At 69.7% G+C, this 25,918-nt stretch carries 19 protein-coding genes and 1 pseudogene; 12 read left to right on the top strand and 8 right to left on the bottom strand.

From position 1 onward, the window contains the following. Positions 1–27: 27 nt before the first annotated feature. Complete coding sequence (locus tag FJ694_RS28280; protein ID WP_157270885.1) at positions 28–186, bottom strand: hypothetical protein; 159 nt, start codon at positions 184–186, stop codon at positions 28–30. Positions 187–409: 223 nt separating this feature from the next. On the opposite strand from FJ694_RS28280, the gene FJ694_RS28285 reads away from it, so the two are divergent. After that, positions 410–1,039, top strand: coding sequence for a hypothetical protein (locus FJ694_RS28285; protein WP_157270886.1), 630 nt, complete (start codon positions 410–412; stop codon positions 1,037–1,039). 113 nt (positions 1,040–1,152) lie between these two features. On the opposite strand, the gene FJ694_RS28290 is transcribed toward FJ694_RS28285, so the two are convergent. Further along, positions 1,153–2,160, bottom strand: a complete 1,008-nt coding sequence (locus FJ694_RS28290; RefSeq protein WP_232540261.1) for a universal stress protein — start codon at positions 2,158–2,160, stop codon at positions 1,153–1,155. Positions 2,161–2,418: 258 nt separating this feature from the next. On the opposite strand from FJ694_RS28290, the gene FJ694_RS28295 reads away from it, so the two are divergent. The 8 genes from FJ694_RS28295 (at position 2,419) to FJ694_RS28330 (ending at position 11,563) form a co-directional block, all read left to right on the top strand. Further along, the gene (locus FJ694_RS28295; RefSeq protein ID WP_157270887.1) at positions 2,419–3,876 is read left to right on the top strand and encodes a potassium/proton antiporter; all 1,458 of its coding nucleotides are present in this window, start codon (positions 2,419–2,421) and stop codon (positions 3,874–3,876) included. A 1,202-nt stretch (positions 3,877–5,078) separates the two neighbouring features. Then, a complete protein-coding gene (locus FJ694_RS28300; protein WP_157270888.1) occupies positions 5,079–7,982 on the top strand; it encodes a monovalent cation/H+ antiporter subunit A in 2,904 nt (967 codons plus the stop codon). After that, positions 7,982–8,326 (top strand): Na+/H+ antiporter subunit C, encoded by a 345-nt coding sequence (locus FJ694_RS28305; RefSeq protein WP_157270889.1) that lies wholly within the window; start codon positions 7,982–7,984, stop codon positions 8,324–8,326. The genes FJ694_RS28300 and FJ694_RS28305 overlap by 1 nt, the downstream gene beginning before the upstream one ends. Further along, positions 8,323–10,005, top strand: coding sequence for a monovalent cation/H+ antiporter subunit D (locus tag FJ694_RS28310; RefSeq protein ID WP_157270890.1), 1,683 nt, complete (start codon positions 8,323–8,325; stop codon positions 10,003–10,005). Before FJ694_RS28305 ends, FJ694_RS28310 begins: the two co-directional genes overlap by 4 nt. After that, positions 10,002–10,493 (top strand): Na+/H+ antiporter subunit E, encoded by a 492-nt coding sequence (locus FJ694_RS28315; protein WP_157270891.1) that lies wholly within the window; start codon positions 10,002–10,004, stop codon positions 10,491–10,493. Before FJ694_RS28310 ends, FJ694_RS28315 begins: the two co-directional genes overlap by 4 nt. Next, entirely contained in the window at positions 10,490–10,768 is a 279-nt protein-coding gene (locus FJ694_RS28320) for a K+/H+ antiporter subunit F (RefSeq protein WP_157270892.1), read from the top strand. Before FJ694_RS28315 ends, FJ694_RS28320 begins: the two co-directional genes overlap by 4 nt. After that, entirely contained in the window at positions 10,765–11,106 is a 342-nt protein-coding gene (gene mnhG, locus FJ694_RS28325; RefSeq protein ID WP_157270893.1) for a monovalent cation/H(+) antiporter subunit G, read from the top strand. The genes FJ694_RS28320 and mnhG overlap by 4 nt, the downstream gene beginning before the upstream one ends. A 190-nt stretch (positions 11,107–11,296) precedes the next feature. Beyond that, positions 11,297–11,563 carry a hypothetical protein gene (locus FJ694_RS28330; protein WP_157270894.1) on the top strand — a complete coding sequence of 89 codons (267 nt, stop codon included), beginning with the start codon at positions 11,297–11,299 and terminating at the stop codon, positions 11,561–11,563. A 97-nt stretch (positions 11,564–11,660) separates the two neighbouring features. Here FJ694_RS28330 and FJ694_RS28335 read toward each other — a convergent pair. The 5 genes and pseudogenes from FJ694_RS28335 to FJ694_RS28355 all read right to left on the bottom strand — a co-directional run bounded on the left by FJ694_RS28335 (position 11,661) and on the right by FJ694_RS28355 (position 20,485). Continuing rightward, positions 11,661–11,968, bottom strand: a pseudogene (locus tag FJ694_RS28335) (YnfA family protein). Positions 11,969–12,075: 107 nt separating this feature from the next. Then, positions 12,076–12,963: a universal stress protein gene (locus FJ694_RS28340; RefSeq protein ID WP_157270895.1), complete on the bottom strand. Its 888-nt coding sequence runs from the start codon at positions 12,961–12,963 to the stop codon at positions 12,076–12,078. Beyond that, on the bottom strand, positions 12,956–15,733 hold the full coding sequence (locus FJ694_RS28345; RefSeq protein ID WP_157270896.1) for a cation-transporting P-type ATPase: 2,778 nt from the start codon (positions 15,731–15,733) through the stop codon (positions 12,956–12,958). Before FJ694_RS28345 ends, FJ694_RS28340 begins: the two co-directional genes overlap by 8 nt. Positions 15,734–16,914: 1,181 nt before the next feature. Further along, positions 16,915–17,874: a PQQ-dependent catabolism-associated beta-propeller protein gene (locus tag FJ694_RS28350; RefSeq protein WP_157270897.1), complete on the bottom strand. Its 960-nt coding sequence runs from the start codon at positions 17,872–17,874 to the stop codon at positions 16,915–16,917. Between the two features lie 268 nt (positions 17,875–18,142). After that, positions 18,143–20,485 carry a TonB-dependent receptor gene (locus FJ694_RS28355; RefSeq protein ID WP_157270898.1) on the bottom strand — a complete coding sequence of 781 codons (2,343 nt, stop codon included), beginning with the start codon at positions 20,483–20,485 and terminating at the stop codon, positions 18,143–18,145. A 246-nt stretch (positions 20,486–20,731) separates the two neighbouring features. Here FJ694_RS28355 and FJ694_RS28360 point away from each other — a divergent pair, with 246 nt between their 5' ends. From FJ694_RS28360 to FJ694_RS28370, 3 genes are all read left to right on the top strand, one after another. Next, the gene (locus FJ694_RS28360) at positions 20,732–22,216 is read left to right on the top strand and encodes a sensor histidine kinase (RefSeq protein WP_157270899.1); all 1,485 of its coding nucleotides are present in this window, start codon (positions 20,732–20,734) and stop codon (positions 22,214–22,216) included. After that, entirely contained in the window at positions 22,213–22,869 is a 657-nt protein-coding gene (locus FJ694_RS28365; RefSeq protein WP_157270900.1) for a response regulator, read from the top strand. The genes FJ694_RS28360 and FJ694_RS28365 overlap by 4 nt, the downstream gene beginning before the upstream one ends. Before the next feature lie 136 nt (positions 22,870–23,005). After that, the gene (locus tag FJ694_RS28370) at positions 23,006–23,413 is read left to right on the top strand and encodes a penta-EF hand family protein (protein WP_157270901.1); all 408 of its coding nucleotides are present in this window, start codon (positions 23,006–23,008) and stop codon (positions 23,411–23,413) included. 32 nt (positions 23,414–23,445) lie between these two features. On the opposite strand, the gene FJ694_RS28375 is transcribed toward FJ694_RS28370, so the two are convergent. Beyond that, positions 23,446–25,918: Tn3 family transposase (locus FJ694_RS28375; RefSeq protein WP_157270902.1), on the bottom strand; the 2,473-nt coding region annotated here is incomplete at its 5' end.

Consider the following 25,918-nt stretch of genomic DNA (forward strand, 5'->3'; position numbering starts at 1 on the left):
GTCAACAACGCATGCGAACCGTACTGCTCACGCCGACCGGCGCACCTCAATGGTGACCCGGAAGGCGAGCCGGTAGAGCAGCGGCTTCAAGCGGGCTTGGTCATTTGTCAACAGCTCCCGCTGCTGCAGCGCGCTACGCACTACCAGCGACTCGCCATGCTCCACACGGCTGTCTGCGGCAATCACGCCGGCATATCCAGGGGTGCACCGGGACTGCCGTACAGCGGCACCCTTTCCCCGTGCTGTACACGGCACCGCACGCGACCGAAGTCAGCTCGATCCCTTGGACCGGCGCTCCCCTTTGCCCAGGCCTTACGGGGTGGACGCGGTTTTTGCTATCGCGTCCGGCCGAAAATGTGCGGGTGTCCATGCGGGGACGCCGACGGCTCATGAGGCAAGAGTCATTCGAATGGCGCACGGATCCCTGTACAAGCGGCTGAGCCCCGGATACCGGCTCCTTTGGATCCTGTGCTGGGGCTATGTGGCCCTGTTCATCTGGCTGCCGTTGATCATGGTGCCTTTCGTGCATGTGCTGCCCTACATGCACGAGCGGCCGTTGGTGGCGCGGCTGCAGACAGCGCTGCTGGGCACCATCCTGGTCTGCCTGGCGTTCGTCTTCATGGCCCGCGCAGCCGGCCGGCCGCTGCGGCTGCCCAGCAGTCGGGTGGATCGCTGCGTGTTGGTGGCCGCGCTGGTCATGGCTGTCTACGTGGCGGGGGCCATCCCGGGCAACGCGCTGGCCGCACTGGTCTGGCTGTTCCCGGGAGAGTCGGTGGTGGTGGAGATGCGCGTTGCGCACATCCGGCCAGGGGTGCTGGGCTACAGGACACAGGACCTTGTCCTGCAGGATGAGGACGCACAGGCCAGCCGCTACGTGACCGTTGCGCGCCTTTGGTTTGCCGAGGTGCCGTACCAGCAAGGCGACCGGCTGCAGTTGCAGGTCCGGCACAATGCCCTGGGCATGGTCGTGCAACGCGTGACTGTTACGGACAGGCCCCCCAGTGCACATCCCCTGCGCCCTGTGGAGCATGCGCGCTGAGCGGTGGTGGCAACGCTACTGGCGCTGGGCTGTGCAGCGACGCTGGCACTCATCGCGCCTGGGGAACCGGGCTACAGTGATCAACCTGTGGCACTCCCAGTGCGCCGGACACCTCAAGGCTGCCGAGTACCGGATACCAGCAAGTCGGTACTGCCCTCGGCCAGTACATGCTTGGTCACGCTGCCGAGCAGCAGGTCCTCGGCTGCCGACTGGCCGTGCTTGCCGAGCACGACGAGATCGCACTCGTGTTCCTGGGCCTGCTCGACGATGCGCAGCGAGGCCTCGCCTTCGACGACGCACGGTGTCCATTGGCCGGGCTTGAGGCCGCTGTCCTGCGCGAAGGCATCCAGCCGCGCTGCGGCGTCAAGCCGCGCTTGCTGCCGGTACTCGCCAATCGTGCGGTCATCGACCCCGGCAAAGCGCAGCTTGTCCTCGAAGGGAATCTGGAAAGCGCTCATCAGCACCAGGTGCGCATGCGGTGCCACGTGCCGGGCCGCGCTCAGCGAAGGCGCTGACCAGGGCGAGAAATCCAGCGCGACCAATGCCTGCCGGTAGGGTTCGTGCGGCGTCTGGCGCACCACCAGCACGGGCCGGGTGGTGCGCCGCAGCAGCCGCTCCGCTGTCGTGCCCACCATGAGCCGACGCAGGTACCCTGCGCCGCGCGCACCCAGCACCAGCAGCTGCGCATCGAGCCGTTCGGCGTGCCGGCCGATCTCGTCGAGCACCGGACCACTGGCGGCCTCCGGGCTCACCGCCGCGTGGCGCATCGTCTGAAGCCGGGCGGCCAACTCGTGCAACTCGCGCCTGGCGTCTTCTTGCAACTGGTTCTCGGCTGCGTGGCCGGCGCCAAGCCACTGCCGCAGCTCCTGCAGAGCCCCGCCGGGCAGAACGTGCAGCAGGTGCAGCGTAGCGCCGGTCTCGTGGGCCAGCCGCGCGGCGCGGTCAGCCGCCAGCCGGGACGGGGCGGACAGATCCGTTGCAGCAAGGATGGAGGCCAAGTGGATCATCGCTGGTATTCCTGTACGCGCAGTGGCTTGCCATAAGCGATCTCGGACGTGCACAAAGACACGCTCGAAGGTGAAGCGGCGTGCCGGTGGGCCCCAATGCATCGCTGTCAGCAAACCCTCGCTCCATGCCGTTGCAGCCAGGGGGCCGCGCCCGGCGGGCTGCTTGCGTGCTTACGGTCCGGCACGGTACCCGGCTATTGTGAAACAGCGTCCGCGCAGCGCGCTTACCGCACGGTGCAGGTGCGGCTTTCTTGCGCCGTCTGCCCGCTTCAGCCCCGTCACGACGGGCTCTTTGGCACACAGCCGTCGCGCCGATGCCGGGCCATGCGCGGCATGCCACGGGCTGGATGCCTGGCCGCGGATACTACAGGCATGGAGTTTGTCTACCTGCCACTGCTGGCTGCAGCAGCCCTGGTGTTCGTCAGCGTGCTGGCGGGGATGTTTTCCACTCGTGTGGGCTTCTCGTTCCTGCTGGTGTTCCTGCTGGCGGGCATCCTGGCCGGCGAGGATGGCATCGGGGGCTACCGCTTCGACGACTTCAGGCTCAGCGTCTGGGTGGGCAACCTGGCGCTGGCCGTGATCCTGCTGGACGGCGGACTGCGCACGGCCTACTCGACCTTCCGCACCGGGCTGCGCCCGGCCGCCGTGCTGGCCACGGTTGGTGTGGTGCTGTGCGCCGGCATCACGGCGCTGGCTGGCCGGTGGGTAGTGGGGCTGGACTGGACCATGGCGCTACTGCTGGGCGCGATCGTCGGCTCCACCGACGCCGCGGCGGTGTTCGCGCTGCTCACGCGCTCAGGCGTGACGCTCAACGAGCGCATCGCGGCGACGCTGGAGATCGAGTCGGGCGTCAACGATCCGATGGCGGTGTACCTGACGCTGGCGTTCATTGCCCTGGCCGCGTCGGATGCTCCGGCCTCGTCCGCCTGGGCGACGATGGCATTGTCCTTCTTGGAGCAATTTGGCTGGGGGGCGGTACTGGGCTTGGGCAGCGGCTTCCTGGGCGCGGCCCTGCTGCGGCGCGTGGCCACGCGTGACGCCGGTGGCGGCATCACGGCGCTGCTCGTTGGCGCGGCGGGGCTGTCGGTGTTTGCTGCCGCGGGGCTGCTTGGCGGCTCGGGTTTCCTGGCGGTCTACCTCTTCGGCCTGGTGGTGGGCAACAGGGCCGCCGCGGCCGTGGAGCCCAGCTTGCCGGCCATGGACGGCTATGCCTGGCTGGCACAGGCCAGCATGTTCCTGCTGCTGGGGCTGCTGGTCACTCCGTCAACATTCATGGACACGCTGGCCTCTTCCGTGGCCGTGGCCGCTGTCCTGATCTTCGTTGCCCGGCCGGTGGCCGTGTGGCTGTGCCTGGTGCCGTTTCGTTTCTCGCCGCGCGAGACCTGGTTCATCTCGTGGGTCGGCCTGCGCGGGGCGGTGCCCATCGTGCTGGCAATGTTCCCGCTGCTGGCCGGCATCCCGCAGGCGATGCTGCTGTTCAACGTCGCCTTTGTCGTGGTCCTGGCCTCGCTGCTCATCCAGGGCACGACCATCGGCGTGGCCGCGCGCAGGCTGCGCGTGGCGCTGCCAGAAAAGGACGACGAGCGGGGGATGCGCAGCGTGTTCCGCGACTTTGCGCTGGACCCCGCCACGCCGGTCGCGCAGGTGTGCGAGTTCTACGGCCTGCCTGCGCCGGCAGCGCCCTCCAGCACGCTTGCAGAGTGGCTGGCCCGCGAGATCGGACGTCCTCCGGTGGCAGGAGACCATGTCCGGCACGGGAGCGCAACGTTCGTGGTGCGTGCGCTGCACGAGGGGCGCATCACGAGTGTCGGTCTGGGTCTGCAGGAGTGAAGTCGCCCTGGCCGCCGGCTGTGCCTGGGGCTGCGGTCGCGCCCTGCCGCGCAACGGCCGCCAGGACCAGCAAGTCGGCGCGGCCCTCGGCCAGTACACGCCGGGCGACGCTCCCGGGCTGCGGCTGCTGCGTGCGGGGCGGGCATGCCGTGCAAGCACGGCGAGGCCGGCGTCCTGCGTCCGTTCCTCCCCAACGACGCGCGAGGAAGGGTCTGCCTGGACAACGATGGACTCCCACTGCCCTGGCAGGAGCCCGCCCTGCAGGGCAAGCCCATGAAGTGGCCGCCCGGCCAGGGCTGGTGCCTGGGCTGGGTGCCCAGGGGACTGAGGAGCCTGCACGGGCGCATGCTGCACCGTCATGAGCACCACGCGCGCCTGTGGTGCGGCAGCGCGGGCCAGAGCCAGCGATGCTCCACACTCGGCAGCCAGGTCCACGGGCACGAGCACGCGTCGGTACGGCCGGCGTGGCTGTTGCCGCACCACCACCAGCAGCGGTGTGCAAGCGTGGTCCAACAGCCGCTGGCACATGGCCCCTGCCGCAGGGCGGCGCAGCAAACCACCGGCCGGTGGCGCAAGCCACTTCGGCTGCGCGGCAGGCTGCACGCCGCGCCTGCGCCGAGAAGTCCGTCGTCACCAGCGATGGGGCCGAGCGCGCTCATGGGCGTTCCCCACGGGGCTGCGGACGCCGCACGGCACGACGCTCCGGTGAGTCACACCGCCTCGGTGTTGCCTTGCGATGGTGGGCGCTCATGGCGGGCAATGAGCTCCGTCCGGGACAGCGACAGTGCCGGTGGCAAGGGCAAGGCATGCACCGCGATAGGCGGGTCGGCAGCTCGCGGTGTGCGTGCTCCAGCAGTGGCGCTGAAGCAGTGGACCCGCCGCCGGGCCATTGGTTTCGCGCCGCGCCAGCCCGGGGGCTGGCGCGGCGCCCGGGGTATGCTAGTGGGCAGAAGCACACCCGCGCCACGGCCGTCACGCGCGCCGTGATCTGCCCGCACTGCGCGGCATGGGCATTGGAGAGGCATGCCTGCCGGCAGCTCTGTCCAGAGCAAGCCTTCCCGAGCCGTGAGTCTTGGCTGTGTCAGCCATGGCTCGGTGCAGCCCGGTGAGCAGCCGCGCGCAATTGCAGCGCGGTGCGCGGGTGAGCTGCCAATGAACAACAGCAGCCGGACAGCGTATGCCGGCTCATGGACTGCGGGCTCATGTCACTTCTGCTACTGCTGCTTGTGCCGTTCGTCGGCAGCCTCGTCGCGGCGCTGCTGCCCACCAGCGCCCGCAACCTCGAGTCGCTATGGGCGGCCGCGGCGGCACTGGCCGTGGCCGTGCCGCTGGCGCTGCTCTATCCGGAAGTGGCCGGCGGCGCGGTGGTGAGCGAGCGGCTGCCCTGGCTGCCGGGGCTGGGCGTGGACATCATCGTGCGGCTCGACGGCTTCGCCTGGATGTTCGCGATGCTGGTCAGCGGCATGGGGCTGCTCGTGATCGTTTACGCGCGCTACTACCTTTCGCCCGAGGACCCGGCGGCCCGCTTCTACTCGCTGCTGCTGGGCTTCATGGGCGCGATGCTGGGCGTGGTGACGGCGGGCAACCTGATCCAGCTGGTCGTGTTCTGGGAGCTCACCAGCGTCTTCTCCTTCCTGCTCATCGGCTACTGGTACCACCGCAAGGACGCGCGGCGCGGCGCGCGCATGGCCTTCACCGTGACGGCCACGGGCGGGCTGGCGCTGCTGGCCGGGCTGCTGATGCTGGGCCACATCGTGGGCAGCCACGACCTCGACGCCGTGCTGGCCGCGGGCGACACGGTGCGCGCACACCCGATGTACCCGCTGGCGCTGGGCCTGATCCTGCTGGGCGCGCTCACCAAGAGCGCGCAGTTCCCTTTCCATTTCTGGCTGCCGCATGCCATGGCCGCGCCAACACCCGTGTCGGCCTACCTGCACTCGGCCACCATGGTCAAGGCCGGCGTGTTCCTGCTGGCGCGGCTGTGGCCGGTGCTCGCGGGCACCGACGCCTGGTTCTGGACGGTGGGCGGCGCCGGTCTGGCGACGCTGCTGCTGGGCGCCTATGCCGCCATGTTCCAGAACGACCTCAAGGGGCTGCTGGCGTACTCGACCATCAGCCACCTGGGCTTGGTGACGCTGCTGCTGGGGCTCAACAGCCCGCTGGCGGCGGTGGCGGCGGTGTTCCACATGATGAACCACGCCACCTTCAAGGCCTCGCTGTTCATGTCGGTGGGCATCATCGACCACGAGACCGGCACGCGCGACATGCGGCGCCTGGACGGTCTGTACCGCAGCATGCCCTTCACGGGCACGCTGGCCATAGTGGCCTGCGCGGCCATGGCCGGCGTGCCGCTGCTCAACGGCTTCCTGTCCAAGGAGATGTTCTTCGCCGAGACGGTGTTCGTCACGGCGCACCCGGGCGTGGAGATCGCGCTGCCGCTGGCCGCCACGCTGGCGGGCGTGTTCGCGGTGGTGTACTCGCTGCGCTTCGGGCATGACGTGTTCTTCGGCCCGCCCGCGCGCAACCTGCCGCGCCGGCCGCACGAGCCGGTGCATTGGATGCGCGTGCCCGTGGAGCTGCTGGTGCTGGCCTGCGTGGTGGTGGGCACGCTGCCGGCGTGGTCCATCGGGCCGATGCTGGCCACCGCGGCGCGGCCGGTGGTCGGCGGCACGCTGCCCGACTACAGCCTGTCGGTGTGGCATGGCTTCAACCTGCCGCTGCTGATGAGCGTGATCGCGCTGGCGCTGGGCCTGGCGATCTACCTGCGCTTCGCCGGGCACTTCAAGCGCCGCCGCAGCAAGACCGCGCCGCTGATGCCCTTCGACGGCAAGCGGATGTTCGAGCGCGGCCTGGCGTGGGTCACCGCGCTGGCCTGGCGCGTGCGGCGCTGGGCCGGCACACGCCGGTTGCAGCCGCAACTCTTCTGGATGCTGGTGATCGCCGGCGCCGCGGCGCAGGGCTCGGCGCTGATCGTGCCGCTGGAGTGGGGCAACCGGGCGCGCGTGCCGGCCACGCTGGAGTTCGTGCTGCTGTGGATCATCGCCGGCGCCTGCGCCATCGGCGCGGCGTGGCAGGCCAAGTTCCACCGCCTGGCGGCGCTGACCATGCTGGGCGTGGTGGGCCTGGCGCTGTGCATCACCTTCGCCTGGTTCTCCGCGCCCGACCTGGCGCTGACGCAGCTGGCCGTCGAGGTGGTCACGCTGGTGCTGTTCCTGCTGGGGCTGCGCTGGCTGCCGCGACGGGTGGAGCGCGACGATCCGCGCATCGCCGGCCGCGCGCGCTGGCGGCGGCGGCGCGATTTCGTGCTGGCACTGCTGCTGGGCGCGGGGCTGGCCGCGCTGTCCTACGCGCTGCTCACGCGCCATGCGCCGCTGAGCATCTCGCCCTACTTCCTGGAGAACGCGCTGCCGCGCGGCGGCGGCACCAACGTCGTCAACGTGATGCTGGTGGACTTCCGCGCCTTCGACACGCTGGGCGAGATCTCGGTGCTGGGCATCGTGGGCCTGACGGTGTTCGCGCTGCTGCGCCGCTTCCGGCCGCCGCAGGAGGTGATCCACCGGCCCGAGCAGCAGCGCGCGGTCGGCGGCAACGTGCACAGCGACCTGGGCGAGCGCCCCAGCGCGGCCGAGGGCGAGCAGCGCTACCTGGAGGTGCCCGCCGTGCTGGTTCGGCTGCTGCTGCCGGTGGCGGTGATGTACGCCGTGCACCTGTTCCTGCGCGGCCACAACGAGCCCGGCGGCGGCTTCGTGGCCGGGCTGGTGGTGGGGATCGCCTTCATCGCCCAGTACATGGTCGGCGGCACCCGCTGGGTAGAGGCACGCATGCCGCTGCGCCCGCCGCGCTGGATCGCCGTGGGCCTGCTGCTGGCCATCGCCACCGGGCTGGGCTCGCTGGGCGTGGGCCATCCCTTTCTGACCACGCACACCGCGCACTTCACGCTGCCGCTCATCGGCGAGGTGCACCTGCCCAGCGCCACCTTCTTCGACCTGGGCGTGTTCGCCGTGGTGGTGGGCTCGACGCTGCTGCTGCTCACGGCCATCGCCCACCAGTCGCTGCGCGTGCGCCGCCGTCCCGAAGACAACAACCCCAACGAGGAAAGTGCCTGATGGAGATCGTGGTGTCCCTGGCCATCGGCGTCATGACGGGCGCGGGCGTGTGGCTGGTGCTGCGCCCGCGCACCTTCCAGGTGCTCATCGGGCTGTCGCTGCTGTCGTACGCGGTCAACCTCTTCATCTTCAGCGTGGGCAGCCTGTCCGTTGACAAGGAGCCCATCGTCAAGCCCGGCCTGGCGGCCAACCTGGAGAACTACACCGACCCGCTGCCGCAATCGCTGGTGCTCACGGCCATCGTCATCGGCTTCGCCACCACGGCGCTGTTCCTGGTGGTGCTGCTGGCGCTGCGGGGCCTGAGCGGCGGCGACCACGTGGACGGGCAGGAGGAGCGGCCATGAACGAGCCCTGGTCCTCCCTGGGCCTGCCGCTGCAGCACCTGGTGGTGGCGCCGGTGCTGCTGCCGCTGGTGACGGCGGCGCTCATGCTGCTGCTGGGCACCAGGCGGCGCAACCTCAAGGCGGTGCTCAACCTGGCTTCCACCGTGGCCGGGCTGGTGCTGGCGGTGCTGCTGCTGCGCCGCGTGGGCGTGGGCGACGCCGCGCAGGCCTTCGCGCTGTACCTGCCGGGCAACTGGCCCGTGCCCTTCGGCATCGTGCTGGTGGCCGACCGGCTCTCGGCGCTGATGACGGTGCTGGCCGGCGGCGTGACGCTGGCCTCGCTGCTCTATGCCCTGGCGCGCTGGCACCAGGCGGGCGTGTACTTCCACGTGCTGTTCCAGCTGCAGCTCGTGGGGCTGTACGGCGCCTTCCTCACCGGCGACCTGTTCAACCTGTTCGTCTTCTTCGAGGTACTGCTGGCCGCCAGCTACGGGCTGCTGCTGCACGGCGACGGGACGGCGCGGGTGCGCGCCGGGCTGCACTACATCGCCATCAACCTGGTGGCCTCGCTGCTGTTCCTCATCGGCGTGGCGCTGCTCTACGGCGTGGCCGGCACGCTCAACATGGCCGACCTGTCGGTGAAGCTGCGCGTGGTGCCCGAGAGCGACCGCGGCCTGCTGCACGCCGGCGCCTCGATCCTGGCCATCGCCTTCCTGGCCAAGGCCGCGCTGTGGCCGCTGAACTTCTGGCTGCCGCCGGCCTACGCGGCGGCCAGCGCGCCGGTGGCGGGGCTGTTCGTGATCCTGACCAAGGTGGGCGTGTACGCGGTGCTGCGGCTGTGGACGCTGTGCTTCCCCACCGGTGCGGGCGCATCGGCCATGTTCGGCAGCGAGGCGCTGGTGTGGGGCGGGCTGGCGACGCTGGCCTTCGGCTCGGTGGGCATGCTGGCCTCGCAGCAGCTCGCCCGCCTGGCGGGCTACAGCATCATTGCCTCCTCGGGCACGCTCATCGCCGCGCTGGGCTTCAACCAGCCCGCGCTCAGCAGCGGCGCGTTGTACTACCTGGCCAGCTCCACGCTGGCGGGCTGCGCGCTGTTCCTGCTGGTGGAGCTGCTGGAGCGCGCGCGTCAGGTGCAGCCCGATCCGCTGGTGGTCGACGACACGCGCGAGGCGCTGCCGTTCTTCCTGGACGCCGAGCCGATCACCGATGCCAACCTCGACGACGAGGAGGAGGCGCTCATCGGCCGCGCCATTCCCGCGGCGCTGGCCTTCCTGGGCGTGGCCTTCACGCTGTGCGCGCTGGTGGTGGCGGGGCTGCCGCCGCTGTCGGGCTTCGTCGCCAAGCTGGCGATGCTCACCACGCTGCTGGACATGCACGGCGCGGCGGCCTGGGTGCTGTTCGCGCTGCTGATCCTCTCCGGCCTGGCCGCGGCCACCGGGCTGCTGCGCGTGGGCATGCGCCACTTCTGGACGCTGCAGGCCAAGCCGGCGCCGCGGCTGCGCATCGTCGAGACCTTGCCCATCGGGCTGCTGCTGCTGGGCTGCGCGCTGCTGGTGGTGCACGGCGACGCGGCGCTGCGCTACATGCGCGTGACGGCCGACACGCTGCACCTGCCCGGGCGCTACATCGACGCCGTGATGGCGGCGCAGCCCGTGGCGCCGGCGGCATTGCCGGTTGCCGCGCCGGGGAGAGCACCATGAGGCGGCGCTGGCTGCCCGCGCCGCTGCTGTCGGCGGCGCTGTTCGCGCTGTGGCTGATGCTGCAGGAGAGCCTGAGCCCGGGGCACCTGCTGCTGGGCGCGGTGCTGGCCCTGGTGATTCCGGCGCTGATGGCCCCGCTGCGCCCGGCCGCCGGGCCGATACGCCGGCCGCTGGTGCTGGGCCGGCTCATCCTGATGGTGGGCTATGAGGTGGTGGTGTCGGCGCTGCAGGTAGGGCACGGCGTGCTGCGCTCGCGGCGGCGTCCGCCGCGCGGCCGCTTCGTCGTGATCCCGCTGGAACTGCGCGACGAGCACGCGCTGGCGGCGCTGGCGGTGATCACCGCCGTCATCCCCGGCACGGTCTGGTCCGAGCTCGCCCCCGACCGCAGCGCGCTGCTGCTGCACGTCTTCGACGTCGAGGACGAGGCGGCCTTCATCGACACCTACAAGCGCCGCTACGAGCAGCCGCTGAAGGAGATCTTCGAATGAGCGTGGTATTGACCGTGGCCATCACGGTGACGCTGGTGTTCTACGCGCTGGCCCTGGGCATCGGGCTGCTGCGCGTGCTGCACGGCCCCAGCGCGCAGGACCGCGTGCTGGCGCTGGACTTCATGTACGTGGTGGGCATGCTGACCATGCTGGTGCTGGCCATCCGCTACGACAGCAGCATGTACTTCGAGGGCGCGCTGCTGATGGTGCTGTTCGGCTTCGTGAGCTCGGTGGCGCTGGCCAAGTTCCTGTTGCGCGGCGAGGTGATCGAATGAGCGCGCCGCTGAGCGAGATCGTCGTGGCCGTGTTGCTGCTGCTCAGCGGCATGGTGGTGCTCGCCGCGGCACTGGGGCTGCGGCGGCTGCCCGACTTCTTCCTGCGCATGCACGCGCCGGCGCTGGCCTCGACGCTGGCGGCGTGGGTCGTGACGCTGGCCTCCATCGTCCACTTCTCGGCACGCCAGGGCGAGCTGTCGCTGCACGTGTGGCTGATCATCATCGTGCTGTCCATCACCGCACCGGTGACGACGATCGTGTTGGCGCGCGCAGCGCTGTTTCGCCAGCGCCAGGCCGGCAACAAGCAGGTGCCACCACCGCTCGAGCCGCGCCGGTAGCCGCCCGGCCCGCACGTGGGCGAGCAGCCATGGCGGTGTCTTCCGAAGTCGCTACCGGCCTGACCAGGGCTTACAGTGTGGGCCTGGGTCTTCGTGATCCCGCCAAGGGCCACACGCTGCCGTGCTTCCGTCGCCGAGTCCCCTGCGCCGAGCCGTTGTCCTGGGTTTTGCCTGGCTCCTGGCCTGGACCGTGATCAATGCAAGCCGCGACCAGGCGGTTCGCAGCACGCTGATCTTCGCCGCACCAGTGGTCTGGGTGGCCTGGCACGACGTGCGAGCCGCATTCGTGATGGCCGGCATGGGAACCTTGAGCGCGCTGGCCGGCGGGGCGATCCCTCACCCGGGTTCGCAGGAGCCTGCCTTCGTCGAAGGGCTGTTTGCCTACTACAAGCTCTCGATCCTGGCCGTCTGCACCGTGCTCGTGCGCAGGCACGTTCGCCACGAGGAGCCGTCGTAGCCTCACGGGACACGCACGTCGCGCACCGGGGCTCACTTCAAGCTGTCTGTGCTGCGGCGCTGGGCCGACTGCTCCCTCGTGCCCAGCTTCGCGCGCCCTACCGGGCCGGCTGAAACATGATGATGCCCATGCCCGCCAGCGCGACAGTGGCGCCGGCGAGGTCCCAGCTCGTGGGCCGGATATGATCAACCGCCCACGGCCACACCAAGGCCACGCCGCCGTAGGCCGCGTACACCCGGCCTGCAGCGGTGCCGTGCAGCGTGAGCAGCCAGGCAAACAGCGCCAGGCTTGCCGCTGCCGGCATCAGCAGCCAGGCAGAGCGCCCCTGCCTGAGCCACAGGTAAGGCAGGTAGCACCCGGCAATCTCGGCCAGCGGGTGGCCACGAACAGCAGCAACGTCCTCATCGGGCAATCGTCCACGGGCTCCAGGAGCGCCCGGCAAGGCCAGTACCCCGTGGCAACGGCCGCAGCAGCCCTGCCGCCTTGATCCTGCGACGGCCGCGCGGCCTGCGTCAGCCGTCAGCGCGCGGCTCGCGCACCAGCAGGGTGTCGCAGGGCAGCCATTCCAGCAACCGGGCCGCCGTGCTGCCCAGCAGCAAGCTCATGACCGCGCTGCGCCCGCGGCTGCCCATCACCACCAGCTCGATGTCGTGCTGCCGCACGTACCGGGCCAGGGCCGCTTCGACAGCGCCTTCCTCGACGACGCATCGAACCCTCACATGGTCGGGCAGCGCGCTGGCCTCCACGAATGCCGCACACTCGCGCTGCTCGGCCTCGAGGTTGGCAGCGCCGGTCGGCGCGGCATCGGCCAGACCGACCAGCGTGGTCATGCAGGCGTGGTAGACCACCAGCTCACGCCCCGGCAACAGCTGCGCGGCGGTGCGCAGCGCATGATGGGAGGACTGCGAGAAGTCGCTCGCGACGAGCACCCGCTGGTAAGGCCCGTGGGGCCGCTTGCGCACCACCAGCAGCGGCTGCGACAGCGACCTCGCCAGGCGCTCGACGGTCGAGCCCAGCAGGAACTGCCGCAGAGGACCGCCTTGCGACACGGCGGTGACGACCAGCCCGGCATGCTCACGCGCGGCGGTCTCGGCCACCTTGGCGGCGACGTCGCTGCCGGCGCCCAGGCGCAGGGCCACCGGGACGTCCGCCTGTCCCAGGTCGCGTGAGAGCTGCTGCGCCGCCACCTGCAGCAGCTGCGCATGGTTGGCCCCACCGATCCAGGCCAGGGTCTGGTCAGGCGAGGCCGTGGGATCCAGGACATGCAGCGCCACCAGCTCAGCCTCCCACTGCCGCGCCAGTTGCGCGGCCCGGTCCAGGGCCCGGTCGCAACGCGCGCTCAGGTCGGTGGCCAGCAACAAGCGCTGGGGGAAGGGACCGGCCTGGCGGGCATCAACCATGGGGAACTCCTTGAGGCTGCGGGCTGGCCCCGCGTGCATGACTCATGCGTCGCGCCAGCGGTGTGCGGCGGATCACGAGCTTTTCGAGCTCGGCCACACAGAACACGAACAGGCCGGCCGCCACGACCTTGACCCACTCCAGCGGCGCCAGTTCCGTCGAGCCGAAGATGGCTTGCATGACCGGCGCGTGGGTGTAGGCCAGCTGCAGCGGGATGCACGCGGCAATGGCCCAGAGGACGTAGCGGTTGCCCAGCAGGCCCTCCCGGTTGGCCACCGGGGCCAGGATGAAGCGGCTGTTGACCAGGTAGAACATCTCCGCCACGACCACCGCGTTGACAACCATCGTGCGCGCGGTGTCGATAGGGGTGCCCTGGCCCAGTTCCCAGAGGAACAGGCCCAGCGCGCCCGTCATCATCAGGACCGACACCATCAGCACCCGCCAGACGAAGAAGCCCGACAGCAGCGCCTCGCCGGACGGCCGCGGCCGGCGCTGCATGATGTCGCGCTCCGCGGGCTCGAAGGCCAGCGCCAGTCCCAGCGTGCTGGAGGTCACCATGTTGATCCACAGCACCTGGGCCGGCGTGAGCGGCAGCGCCAGCTCGAACAGGATGGCCGCGATCACCACCAGGGCTTCGCCGCCGTTGGTCGGCAGCATGAAGAGGATGAACTTCTTGAGGTTGTCGTAGACCGCGCGGCCCTCCCGCACGGCGCGGGCGATGGTGGCGAAGTTGTCGTCGGCCAGCACCATGTCGGCCGCCTCCTTGGCGGCCTCGGTGCCCTTGAGACCCATGGCCACACCCACATCGGCGCGCTTGAGGGCCGGCGCATCGTTGACGCCGTCGCCCGTCATGGACACGACCTGCCCGCCGGCCTGGAGTGCCTGCACCAGGCGCAGCTTGTGCTCGGGACTGGCCCGCGCGAAGACATCCACCTCCATGGCCACGCGGCGCAGCGCCGCATCGTCCATCAGCGACAGCTCCGCGCCGGTGATGGCAGGCTTGCCCACACCGATGGCCAGCTGCGCGCCGATGGCGCGCGCCGTCTCGGCATGGTCGCCCGTGATCATCTTGACGCGAATGCCCGCCTGGTGGCACTCGCGCACCGCGTGCAGCGCCTCCTCGCGTGGCGGGTCGATGATGCCGACCAGCGCCAGCATCACGTAGTCCGACTGTGCATCGTCGAAGGTCAGCCGCTCGGCGGCGGGTCCGGCCCGCCTGCAGGCCAGTCCCAGCAGCCGCAGGCCCTGGGCTGCCGTGTCGGTGGCCATGCGGCGCCAGTAGTCCACGTCCAGCGGCTGCTCGCCGCCGTCGCCTGCCTGCGCCCGGCACATGTCCAGGACGCGCTCGGGCGCCCCCTTGACAAAGATCCAGGGCTGGCCATCGGAGTCACGGTGGAACGTGGCCATGAAGCGGTGCTGCGACTCGAACGGGATCGACTCCAGCCGCGGCCATGCCTCCTCGCCTAGGTGCTGGGTGAAACCGGTCTTGCCGCCGAGGACGAGCAGCGCGCCCTCGGTAGGGTCGCCCTCGACGCGCCACAGCCCGGCCTCCTGGCGCAGCCGCGCATCGTTGCACAGCACGCCGGCACGGATGGCCAGGGCCAGCGCCGGATAGTGGTCAGGGTCCACGGCATGGCCATGGGCGCTGATCTCGCCCACCGGCTCATAGCCCACGCCGCTGACATCGAAAACATGGCCCGCGCACACCACGCGCTGCACGGTCATCTCGTTGCGGGTCAGCGTGCCGGTCTTGTCGGAACAGATCACCGTCACCGAGCCCAGGGCCTCCACCGCCGGCAGGCGCCGGATGATGGCGTTGCGCCGCGCCATGCGCTGCACGCCCAGCGCGAGCGTGACCGTCATGATCGCCGGCAGCCCCTCGGGGATGGCCGAGGCGGCCAGCGCCACCACCATCATGAACATCTCGGACGCGGCGTGTCCGCGCCACAGGGTGCCCAGCGCGAAGGTTGCCGCCGACACGGCCAGGATGGCCTGCGCGAGCACCCGCCCGAAGCGGTCCACCTGCCGCAGCAGCGGCGTGCTCAGGCTCTGGATGCCGCAGAGCATCTGGTTGATCTTGCCCAGCTCGGTGGCCGAGCCGGTCGTCACGACGATGCCCGTGGCCTGCCCGTAGACCACCAGCGTGCCGGAGTACGCCATGCCGAAGCGGTCGCCCAGCGCAGCGTCCGCGGCCACGGCGGCATCGCTCTTTTCCACGGGCAAGGACTCGCCGGTCAGCGCCGCTTCCTCGACGCGCAGCTCCTTGACCGCGACCAGGCGCACGTCGGCCGGCACCCTGTCCCCGGACGCGAGCACGACCACGTCGCCAGGCACCAGCTCCGCGGCGTCGATCTCTCGCCGCACGCCCTCGCGGACCACGGTGGCGTGCGGCGAGAGCATGGCCCGGATGGCGTCCAGCGCGGACTCGGCCTTGCCTTCCTGGATGAAACCGATGATGGCGTTGATGACCACGGCCATCATCAGCACGCCCGTGTCGACCCAATGCCCCAGCAGCGCGGTGATGGCCGCGGCGGCCATCATCACGTACAACAGGATGTTGTGGAACTGCAGCAGCAGCCGCAGCAGCGGCCCGCGGCGCTTCGGTGGCGCCAGCCGGTTGGGCCCATACTGGGCCAGCCGGCGACACGCCTCGGCCTCGGTCAGTCCCGCGGGGCCGGTCTGTAGCGCCTGCTCCGTCCCGGCTCGGGACAGCGTGTGCCAGTGATCGGAGCTCGAGGCCTGCTCAAGGTCAACCGTCGCGCGATCCGTCATGCGTCAGGGCTTGTCCTTGCCTGAAGTGGAAATGGAAGGCAGGGCACCATCGAGCCAGCCATGCGCCTACTCTGGCAGAGGAAGCGCTTGCTCAAGCGAATGTGGACAAGAAAGCTCGGACAGCCGGTGCAGTCGTTCCCGTGCCAGTGACTTGGCGTCACTGCAGGCGTCTGATTCCAGTTCTTCATTCGCACTGGAAGAAAGCCCGTTCGGGCTGAGCCTGTCGAAGCCCCCGGCACAGCCAGCCTACACGCCCTTCGACAAGCTCAGGGCGAACGGTGATCTTTCAGTGACGACTTGAAGTTGGAATGAGCGCGCGTTTTCAGCCGATCCCTGGGTGGCGAGATCGCTCAACGCGATCATGTATCAGTGACTGCGCGTGCCGCTCCACGCCAAAGCGCATCGTGCCGCGGAAGTTGATGTGGCCGAAATAGACCGGCCCGATGCGCCGCAGCCGGTCTGACCGTGCCAGACAGAAAGGACAGGCTCTGAGTCAGGCCAGGAGTGCAGCAGCGATTCCCACAAGGAACGGCATGCTGATGCCAGCCGAAGGGCCTTGGCACACCGCCCTTGAGGTCTTGCACCTGCCAAGCACTGAAGCCGGTGCGATTGCCGGGGCTGGGAGTGGCGGCTTGGGCTGGCAGGGTACTGTTTGAGGCAGGAAGAAACAGGTCTTCCTGTGGGCTTGTCGCTCCAAGAACGGTGCGATCGAGCCGGCCCGGCTGTGCCGGGCCAGTGGAGCGGGTCAAGGCCTACCGGGAGGCCAACCTGGTGGCTTCCCCGGGGGCTTGCCGGGAGGCCCCCCGCCTGGTGGCCCACCTGGTGGTCCAGGCGGCTTGATCGAACCTGCCTTGGCGAACTCGGGCGCCGCTGCGAGCGTCAGGATCGCCGGGGCCACATAAGCGCCACGCTTGACGAAGTCGCGGCGCGTCTTGTCCGGTGCTGTCATTGGTTACCTCCTTGGTCCAACTGTGGACCGGGTGAGAGTCAAGCACCATTCAGGCCGCCTGTTGATGAGGAGGTTCTCGTCTATCCGGGGGAGAGCTGGCCGCTTTCGCATGAGGTAGAGCGGCTGCCGGCATGACAGTGATCTCGGGCAAGCTGACTCGGGCAGCAGCGGCGGTGCGCGTCCATGCGGGGACCGGCTTGCGCAGGCCCAGGCAGCATGGGGTCAAGGCGCTTCAGGGCAGTACCACCGCCATGTACGGCACGCGTCCCACGGGCACGCTCTTGAGCGCCTTGCCCGCGGCCACGTCCACGAGGGTCACGTCGTCGCTCAGGCCGTTGCTCACCACCAGGCGGCTCTCGTCGGGGCTCAGTGCCACGTGCCAGGCGCGCTTGCCCACCAGCACGGTCTTGGTGAGCTGGCGGCTGGCCACGTCGATGAAGCCGACGTGGTTGGCGCGCCCCATGGAGACGAAGGCGGTCTTGCCGCCGCGCGTCATGGTCAGGCCCACGGGCGTGATGTCCTCGGCGCGCGCGCCCTTGAGCGCCAGCTTGATGGTGTGGGCCACGGCCAGGTCCTTGACCGAGATGACGCTCACGCTCGCGTCGAGCTCGTTGCTCACCCACAGCTGCGCGCCGTCGGGCGTGAACACCATGCGGCGCGGGCGCTTGCCGGCCGGGATGTTCTTCACCAGCTTGCCGCTGGCCGTGTCCACCACGTGGACCATGTTGGCCACCTCGGAGGTGACGAACACCAGCTTGCCGTCGGGCGAGGTCTTCACGCCCTCGGGCTCCTTGCCCACCGGCACCGAGGCCAGCGTCTTGCCGCTGGCCGCGTCGATGGTCACCAGCGCACCCTCGTCCTCGGCCGACACGAACAGCGTCTTGCCGTCCCTGGAGAAGTCGAAGGCCTCGGGATCGTCGCCCAGCGCGACGCGGCCGACCGACTTGCGGCTCGCGATGTCGATCACGTCGGCCTGGCCGGACTCGGTGCAGGCCACGAACAGCCGCTTGCCGTCCGGCGCCACCTGCATGTGGCGCGGGCGCTTGCAGGTGTTGATCACGCCGGCCACGGCCTGCGTCTTGAGGTCCACCAGCGTCAGCGCATGGTCCTTCTCGCTCGACACCCAGGCGGTCTGGGCGGCTGCGGCCGTGGCGGCCATTGCAAGCACGGCAACCATGAACTGCTTGGACATGCAGGCTCTCCTTTCATATGGCAACGCTACGCGAGCGCCACGGGTCATTCCATTCGCCGGAAAAAATGCCCGAAGGCACCCCGCCCCTCTATTGAGGAGGGCTGTGTTCGAGGCGCCTTCGGGACCCAACACGTCCGGCGCCCGGACGTGCATGCGCTCGATGGCTCAGTGAAGTGCAGCCTGACAGGCATGGGCCTGCTCGTTTGTATCCCCCCGCCGGATGCCGGCGCGCGATGGCTTGCGGCGAAAGGGGTAGGCCGCTGCGGGATCAGAAGCGGTACCGCGCCCCCACGAAGAAGCTGCGCGGCGCGCCGGGCGCAACGAACACCGCGTCGCGCTCGTCGCCGCTGTAGCTGCCGGTGGGGGTGAACACCGTCTCGGCCAGGGCACCGAAGCTCTCGTAGCGGCGGTCGAAGACGTTGTTGACCTTGGCAAAGAACTCCCAGCCCTGCTGCTGCGGCAGCACCTGGGGACGCCAGCTCGCGCGCAGGTTGAACACCGCGTGGCCCGGCAGGCCCAGGTCCACGATCTCGTCCTCGTCGTCCTCGATGCGCCCGTCCTCGTTGCCGGCAGTGCCGCGCCGCGACAGCGCCTGCACGTCGCCGCCGACGCTCCAGCCCGGTGCGAAGCGCCAGTCCGCGCCCAGCTTCAGGCTGTGCTTGGGCAGCCCCGCGATGCGCGTGCCCGGCACCACCGTGACGTTGCGCTCGCCCTGGCGCAGCACCCCGTTGGCCTCGTAGGTGGCCTGCAGGAAGCTGTAGCCCAGCGTCCAGGACACGGCGCCCAGGCGCCCCTGCAGGTCCAGGTCGATGCCCTGGTGGCGCGTGCGCGCGAAGTTTTCGAAGTAGCCCTGCTGGCTGGTGGCACTGACGCTGCGGAAGAGGATGTCGTCGCGGTTGATGGTGCGGTAGGCCGCGGCGCTGAACTGCAGCGAACGGCTCAGCGGCCAGCGCATGCCGACCTCGGCCGTGCGCGAGACGACCTGCTTCAGGTACGGGTCGGCCTGCAGCCCCGCGGGCAGCCGGCACGGTTCCTCGGGGTCGGCGCAGCCCAGCTCGATGACGGTGGGCACTCGGTTGTTGCGCGCGACGTTGGCGAAAAGCGTGGGGCCGCCTTCGAGCTGGTGGGCGATGCCCAGCGCGGGGTTGAGGCTGTTGTAGCGGAACTTCTCGTTGGGCCGCTCGTTGACCGCGCCGGTGTCGTCGTCCACGCTTGTGAGCTGGTTGCTCACGCGGGCGTGGTTGTAGCGCAGTGTGCCCGTGAGGTGCGTGCGCGGCGCCACGCGCCAGGTGTCGGTGCCGTAGAGGCCGAAGGCCAGCGAGCGGCCCGATACGCGCGCACCCAGCTCGGCCTCCTCGTCGCCGGGCAGCACGCCGCGGCTGTCGTCGAAGAAGCCTTCCTGCTCGGTTTCGTGGAAGCGCGTGCGGCTGCCATCGACCGTGGCGCCGAGCTGCCACTGGTGCGCACCGGTCTTGCCCGAGAGGCTCAGTGCCACGCCGGCGCTCTTCTGGCGCGTGTGCGTGGTGTTGAAGGAGGCGTTTTCGTCCCCATCGGGTTCCTCGGCCTCGTCGCCGTTGACGGTGTCGCGGCGCGAATTGCGCACGTAGGCCAGCGCCGCCAGCTCGGTGGTGGCGTCGATCTGGTGGCGCATGTTCAGGCTGAGCTGCGCCAGCCGGTTGGTGGTGCGGTCGGGGTGGGTGTAGACGCTCTCGCGGCGGTTGGCGTAGAGGTCGGGCTCGCGCGTGACGACGCCGCCGTCCTCGTCCAGCGTGTAGGCCGGCACCAGGCCGTTGCCCACCAGGCGGCTGCGGCCGAGCTGCAGCGCCACGTCCCACTCGGTGTCGCCGGCGCGGTGGCCCACCTTGGCCAGCACGTTGCCCAGCCGGCCGTCGGAGTGGTCGCGCCAGCCGTTCTCGTCGAACAGGCCGCCGGCCACGTAGCTGTGCCAGCCCGTGTCGTCGCTGGTGCCGTAGCTCAGGTCCAGGCGCTTGCGACCGAAACTGCCCGCGGAGATCTCGGCGCGCACGCCCGGCGCGGTGAGGCCGCTGTGCGTGGTGAAGGACAGTGCGCCGCCCAGGGTGTTGAGCCCGAAGGCCGGGTTGGCGCCCGGCACCAGCGTCAGGCTGTTGATGGAGAACTCCGGGATCAGGTCCCAGTTGACGACGTCGCCGAAGGGCTCGTTGACGCGCACACCGTCCAGGTACACCGAGATGCCCTGTGCCGCGCCCAGCAGCGGCGAGGCGCGGAAGCCCCGGTAGGTCAGGTCGCCCTGGAAGGGGCTGCCCTGCACGTCGTTGACCTGCACCCCGGGCAGGTTGCGGTTCATGAAGTCGATGAGGTTGTCGGCCTTGCTCTCGTCCAGCCGCTCGCGGCGCACGCTTTGCGTGCTGTAGGGCAGCAGGTTGCGGTCCACGCCCTGCCCGGGCAGCGGCGAGGTGCCGATGATCTCCACCGTGGCAGTGGGCGTTTGCGCGGACTGGGCCTGGCCCGCCAGCGGCAGGGACAGCAGCCCGCACGCGCACAGGGCCATGGCGAGCGGGCGCGGTAATGCGACCGGCTTCGGGCCCCGGGACTTCTTGGAATGCAACGGCGTCTCCTCGTTGGTGGTCATGGCAGCCATGCTGGAGCGGGCGGTCATCGCCTGCGCGCTAGCGCAGTTGTGCGCACCGGCTCCGCTGGCCACCAGTTTTCAATTGGTCGATTTAGGCATGCAGCCTATGCGCGCCGGCGCATGACGCCCTCGGGAATTCTTCCCGACTTGCGGACCATCGCAGCCGCTGACGTGCTTGCGCTGCGATAGTCACCCGGGTGTGGCCGTGGCCGCACAGGGCCCCTTCCGTTTTTCGGTTCAGAACTGATGCAAGCCTTCCACGCAAGTCCCGGCGCCACCATGGCCGTGCAGATGCCCGCAACACCCCTGCCACCGCTGCCCATGGAGCTGCCGCGGCTGGTGATGCGCCGGGCGCTGGCGGTGGCGCTGGGCGCGCTGGCCCTGTGCCTGGTGCTGGGGCTGTTGCGCATGCGCGAGGACACGCAGCGTGAAATGGAAGGCTCGCTCGCCCTGGCGCGCGCGGGGGCGACGCTGGCCACCATCGCGACGCAGGACCACGCAGCCGCGCTGGCGGCGCTGCGCTCGCTTCCCGGGCTGCGCCACATGCGCTTGTCGGTGCGCGATACCCAAGGCCGCATCCTGCTCGGCCCTGAGGACGCGGCAGCGCCGCAGCGTGCCGGGGCGTGGGCCCGGTTGGCCGCACTGCTGGGGTTGCCCGCCCCCACCCCGGCGGTGTCGTGGACGGTGCCAAGGCCCGACGGCTTGCCCTGGACCGTGGAGCTGGCCGCCTCGCCGGACAGCGAGCTGCACGAGGCGCTGTCCAACCTCGCCGGCACGTTCACCCTGCTGGCGCTGTGTTGCTTGCTGATGCTGGCGGTGATGCGGTGGAACGTGCGCCGCTCCCTGCGGCCACTGCAGGCGCTGCTGGGCGCCATCGCTCGCGTCGAGAGGCGGGACATGGCCAGCATGCACGCTCTGCCCCCCATGCCCATCCGCGAGCTCGAGGCCATTGCGCGCGCCCTGAAGCACCTGGTGGCCGAGCAGGAAAGGAGCGAGGACGCCCGCCGGCTGCTGAGCCTGAGGCTGCTGAGCCTGCGCGAGGACGAGCGCCAGCGCCTGGCGCGCGACCTGCATGACGAGTTCGGCCAGCGCCTGACGGCGCTGCGAGTGGATGCGGCCTGGTTGACGCGGCGGCTGCAGGAGCAGCCGGCACTGCAAGGCGTGGCCGCAGGCATGGGCGAGCAGGTGGCACAGGTACAGGAGGACGTGAGGAAACTGCTGGCACGCCTGCGTCCCTTCGACACCGCGTGTCCCGACAGTGCCGAACCGACGCTGGGCCGGCTGCGCCAGATGCTGCAGGAGCTTGTGGCTGGCTGGAGCGCTGCGGCGCATGGCCACGGACCGCACATCGAACTGGCCATCACAACCGCGGACGACACGCTGGCACTGCCGCAGGAGATGGTGCTGGGCCTCTACCGCATGAGCCAGGAGGCACTGACCAACGTCGCCCGCCACGCCGGGGCCCAGCACGTGAGGCTGGCGCTGCACGTTGAGGATGGTGGTGGGCAGGCGCTGCGGCTGCAGTGGTCGGTGCAGGACGACGGCTGCGGACTGGACAACCTGGAGGCCGCGATGCAGCGCGGCAGTGGCCTGGCCGGGATCAAGGAACGGGTGTGGGCCCTGGGCGGCGAGTTCGACTGGGGTACCGCTGACACCAGCCACGCAGCCGGCGGGTTGCGGCTGCGGGCGTGCTTTGCCGTCGAAAGCCATCCGCAGGAGGCACAGCCATGAACACGGGCGCCTTGCGTGTTGCCCTGGTGGATGACCACGCCGTGGTGCGAGCGGGATACCGGCGATTGCTGGAGCTGGAGAACATCGAGGTAGCCGCCGAGTTCGCTGACGCGGACAGCGCCTACGCCGCGCTGTCGCCGGACTCGGCCGACCCACCGGACCTGCTGGTCCTGGACCTGTCACTGCCCGGACGCAGCGGACTGGAGTTGCTGCAGCGGCTGCAGCAGCGCCGCCCGCAGGTGCGCGTGCTGGTGTTCACCATGCACGACAGCGTCCCTCTGGTGCTGCAGTGCCTGCGTGCAGGCGCGGCCGGCTTCGTCACCAAGAGCAGCGCACCGCAGGTGCTGGTGGATGCGGTGCACCGCGCAGTGCGCGGCGAGCGGCCGCTGTCGCCCGACGTGGCCGCGGCGGTGGAGCGAGAGGAGGCCCACGCGCAGTCCGCGGCCCCACACTTGCGCCTGTCCACGCGCGAGTTCGATATCCTGCGCGCGCTGATCGAGGGTGCCAGCGTGGAGGAGATCTCCAGGCGGCTTCACCTGAGCCCCAAGACAGTGTCCAACTACCAGACGCAGGTCCGCCAGAAGCTCGGCGTCACCACCGCGGTGGAGCTGTTGCACTACGCGCGCGAGCATGGCCTCACGCAGGGCACCTGAGCTACCACAACGCCCACTACCCTTTGCTGGGTCAAGGGAACAGGCTGCATAGATAGACTATTTCGGAGTACCGACAGGCTCGAAAGAGCCTGGCTTCGTCAGGCCGACAACAATGCATTGTCCCGGAGTCACCCAGATGAAATCCCTGCTTGCCCTTGCAGCTCTGTCGCTCACGACATCGCTGGCCCTGGCTGCTGATCCTCAATTGACCGATGCCCAGGTGGAGCCTGCCTTTGCCAAGGCCGACGCGAACAAGAACGGCACCGTGGATCTGGCCGAGGCGAAGAAGTTCGGCATCGCCGAGAAGGCTTTTCACAAAGCCAACCCTGACAAGGACGGATCGCTGGACAAGCAGGAATTCGCAGCGGCGATCGTGGCCCAGTTCGTGGCGGCCAACCCTGACAACGATGGCACGCTCGACGAGAAGGAGGCCCGCAACGCGGGCATCAAGAGCAAGAGCGTGTTCGAGGCGGCCAATCCTGACAAGGACGGTACGCTCGACATTGCCGAATACCTCGTGGCATTGACGGCGACGGCCAAGTAACTACCGCGTGCCATGCATGCCATGGCTTGAGATCAGCCCGGCTGTTGTTTGAGCGATCGCACGGGCGGGCTTTGAACCAGCGACTGCGCAAAGCGGTCAATGGCAAACCTCATTGTGCCGCGGAAGTTGATGTGCCCGAAGTGGGCCGGTCCGATGCGCCGCAGCCAGTCGTCCTCGATGCGCATGCCGCTGCCGCGCAGCGCGAGGACCACGTCGTGCATCTTCATGGTATTCCAGGCAATCACGGTATTCGAAAGCAGACAGTGAGCACCCGAGATGGCCCGCAACTCGTCAGGACGCCGGCCACGCTCGGGCGCTATACGGCCGCTGTAGACCGCGCGCTGCAGCTGGTGCACGGATTCGCCACGCGAGAGCAGCGTGTGGATCTCGCGCCGGAAGTCCGCCACGGCCAGGTAGTCGCATAGGAACACCGTTCTGAGCAGCCGCCCCAGATGCTCGGCGGCCCGGTGAACGGGATCGCCCCGCGCCGCCGAGCCAAAGCGCTGCATCACCTGCGCCGCCGACACGCGGCCACTGCGAATCGACGCGGCCAAGCGCAGCAGTTCCGGCCAACCGCGCTCGATGGCCTTGAGGGAAACGCGTCGTTCCGTCACGGCATCCAACTCGTCGGGAATGAGGTACGGCCTGGGTAGAAAAAGTTTTCGTTCGGCCAGGTCACGCAGGCGCGGACACAGATCGAACCCCAGGAGCTTCGCAACCCCCATCGCGGCGTCCGTCCAGCCGTGGGTATCGCAAGCAACCAATGACAGCCGGATGCGGTCCTCGATGCGGTTGTGCTGCTCGACGCCCTCGATAGCCGCGCCCGCCTGGCGCTCGCCGAGCACGATGGGCTGGTCGTAGACGATGCCCCAGCGGTCACGCAGGTGGGTGTAGATGCCCGCGGCATAGGTGCGACGGCGCGGATCGACGCGCGCGTTCCAAAGGTGCCGTGACGCATCGAGCGCGAGCATGTCGCTCGACGCCTTGTCGCCTTCGCCCCAGAGTGCTGCCAGCGGAATGCGGCTCTGGAACTCGGCCACGCGCTCGTTGGCGCGGCGCAGCCGGCCGCTGCCTTCGATAGCGCGCATAGCGACAAGGATCTGGGCAGCGTCCAGTTCGGGAATCATGTGCGCCACGCCCCGGGCATCGAGGTCCGTACCGTGCGCCAGCAGCGCGCCGTACACCGCGATGAGCTCCTGCGAGGATGTGGCCCGGTGCCCAAGCAGCGCATCGCTGAAGTTGGTGGCGGCGTCCACCTCCAGGATGAGGTCAGGCAGCTGGACGTCACCGATGCGCTGGTAGATGGCCTCGCGCGTGCGCACCGGCTCGCCATCATCGGGCAGCGCCGACAGGGCCGGCAGGTGCAGCATGCGATCCGTGCCGATCTCCACCTTGCCCACGCGCAGGGCCTCCACCAGGGCCTGCATGCCTGCGTGGATGGCTGCCACCAGCGGCATCAGCAGCGCGTCGAACGATCCCTGCACGCCCAGCAGCTCCACGTGCTCGCGCTGCTGCAGCGCCCACTGCAGGGGCGGAATGAGCAACTGCTCGCGGCCCTGGAAGCTCAAGGAGTGGTCGATCCAGACCGAGCCGCGGCGCAGGCTGCGGCGCAATGCCAGCATCGTGCTGGCCTCGAAGGCCCACCAGCCGGCCTTGCGGTCCGGGTTGTGCACCAGGCTGCTCCAAGCCGCCCCCACGTCCGGCAACTCGTCGCGCCCGACATCCTTATGGCCTGGGCGAGCGCGCAGAGCTGTCCACGCCTGCCATTGTGCGAACCCGGCGTCCTTGGGTCCTCCCTGGAACTCCAGGCCAGAAAGCACGTCGAGACAGGTGTGGACACGGGTCGAGTCCTCGGCCAGCGCCTTGCGCACCCGCGCCGCGAAGCTGACCGGCACGGCATCGCCGACCGTGGCCAGCAGCGCCTGCGCCTGCAGCACACGCTCCTCCCAGGACTTGGTGCTGTCGTGCAGCACCGCCTTGGCCAGGGCAGCCTGTCGCAGCTGGGTCGTGCTTTCCTGGGCATGCCGGGTGCGGGCGCGCTCGGCCGCCGAGCGCACGAGCTGCTGTGCGCGCCGGCTGGCCAGATGCAGCGCCGCGTCGGTGAGTTCCAGCAGCGTCACGCGCAGGAAGCACACCACCTCGACAAGCTGTGCGGCGATCCTGATGTCGCGAGACCTGTAGGGCCGCCGGGCCTGGATCTGTCGTGCGTAGGCCTGCTGCCGTGCCAGCACAACGCCAGAGAGATCCCATTCGTGCACGCCCAGTGACTTGAGGTAGCGCACCTTCTCCATTGTCTCGGCCAGCGTGGTGGGACTGTGGCGCCTGGGTGGCGTCTTGAGCCACTCGATGCGGCTGACATCCGTGCCGGGCCGTGGAGCGTGGACAGCCAACAGCAGCTTCGCGGCATTCGCGCGGCCAACGGCATCGGCCACGCAGATCACGATCTGCGCCTCGATCTTGGCGAAGGCATCGCGAGCCCAATCCAGCAACCGGCGGGTCGAGGGA

Source organism: Azohydromonas aeria (genome assembly GCF_009760915.1).
Classification (GTDB): Bacteria; Pseudomonadota; Gammaproteobacteria; order Burkholderiales; family Burkholderiaceae_C; genus Azohydromonas; species Azohydromonas aeria.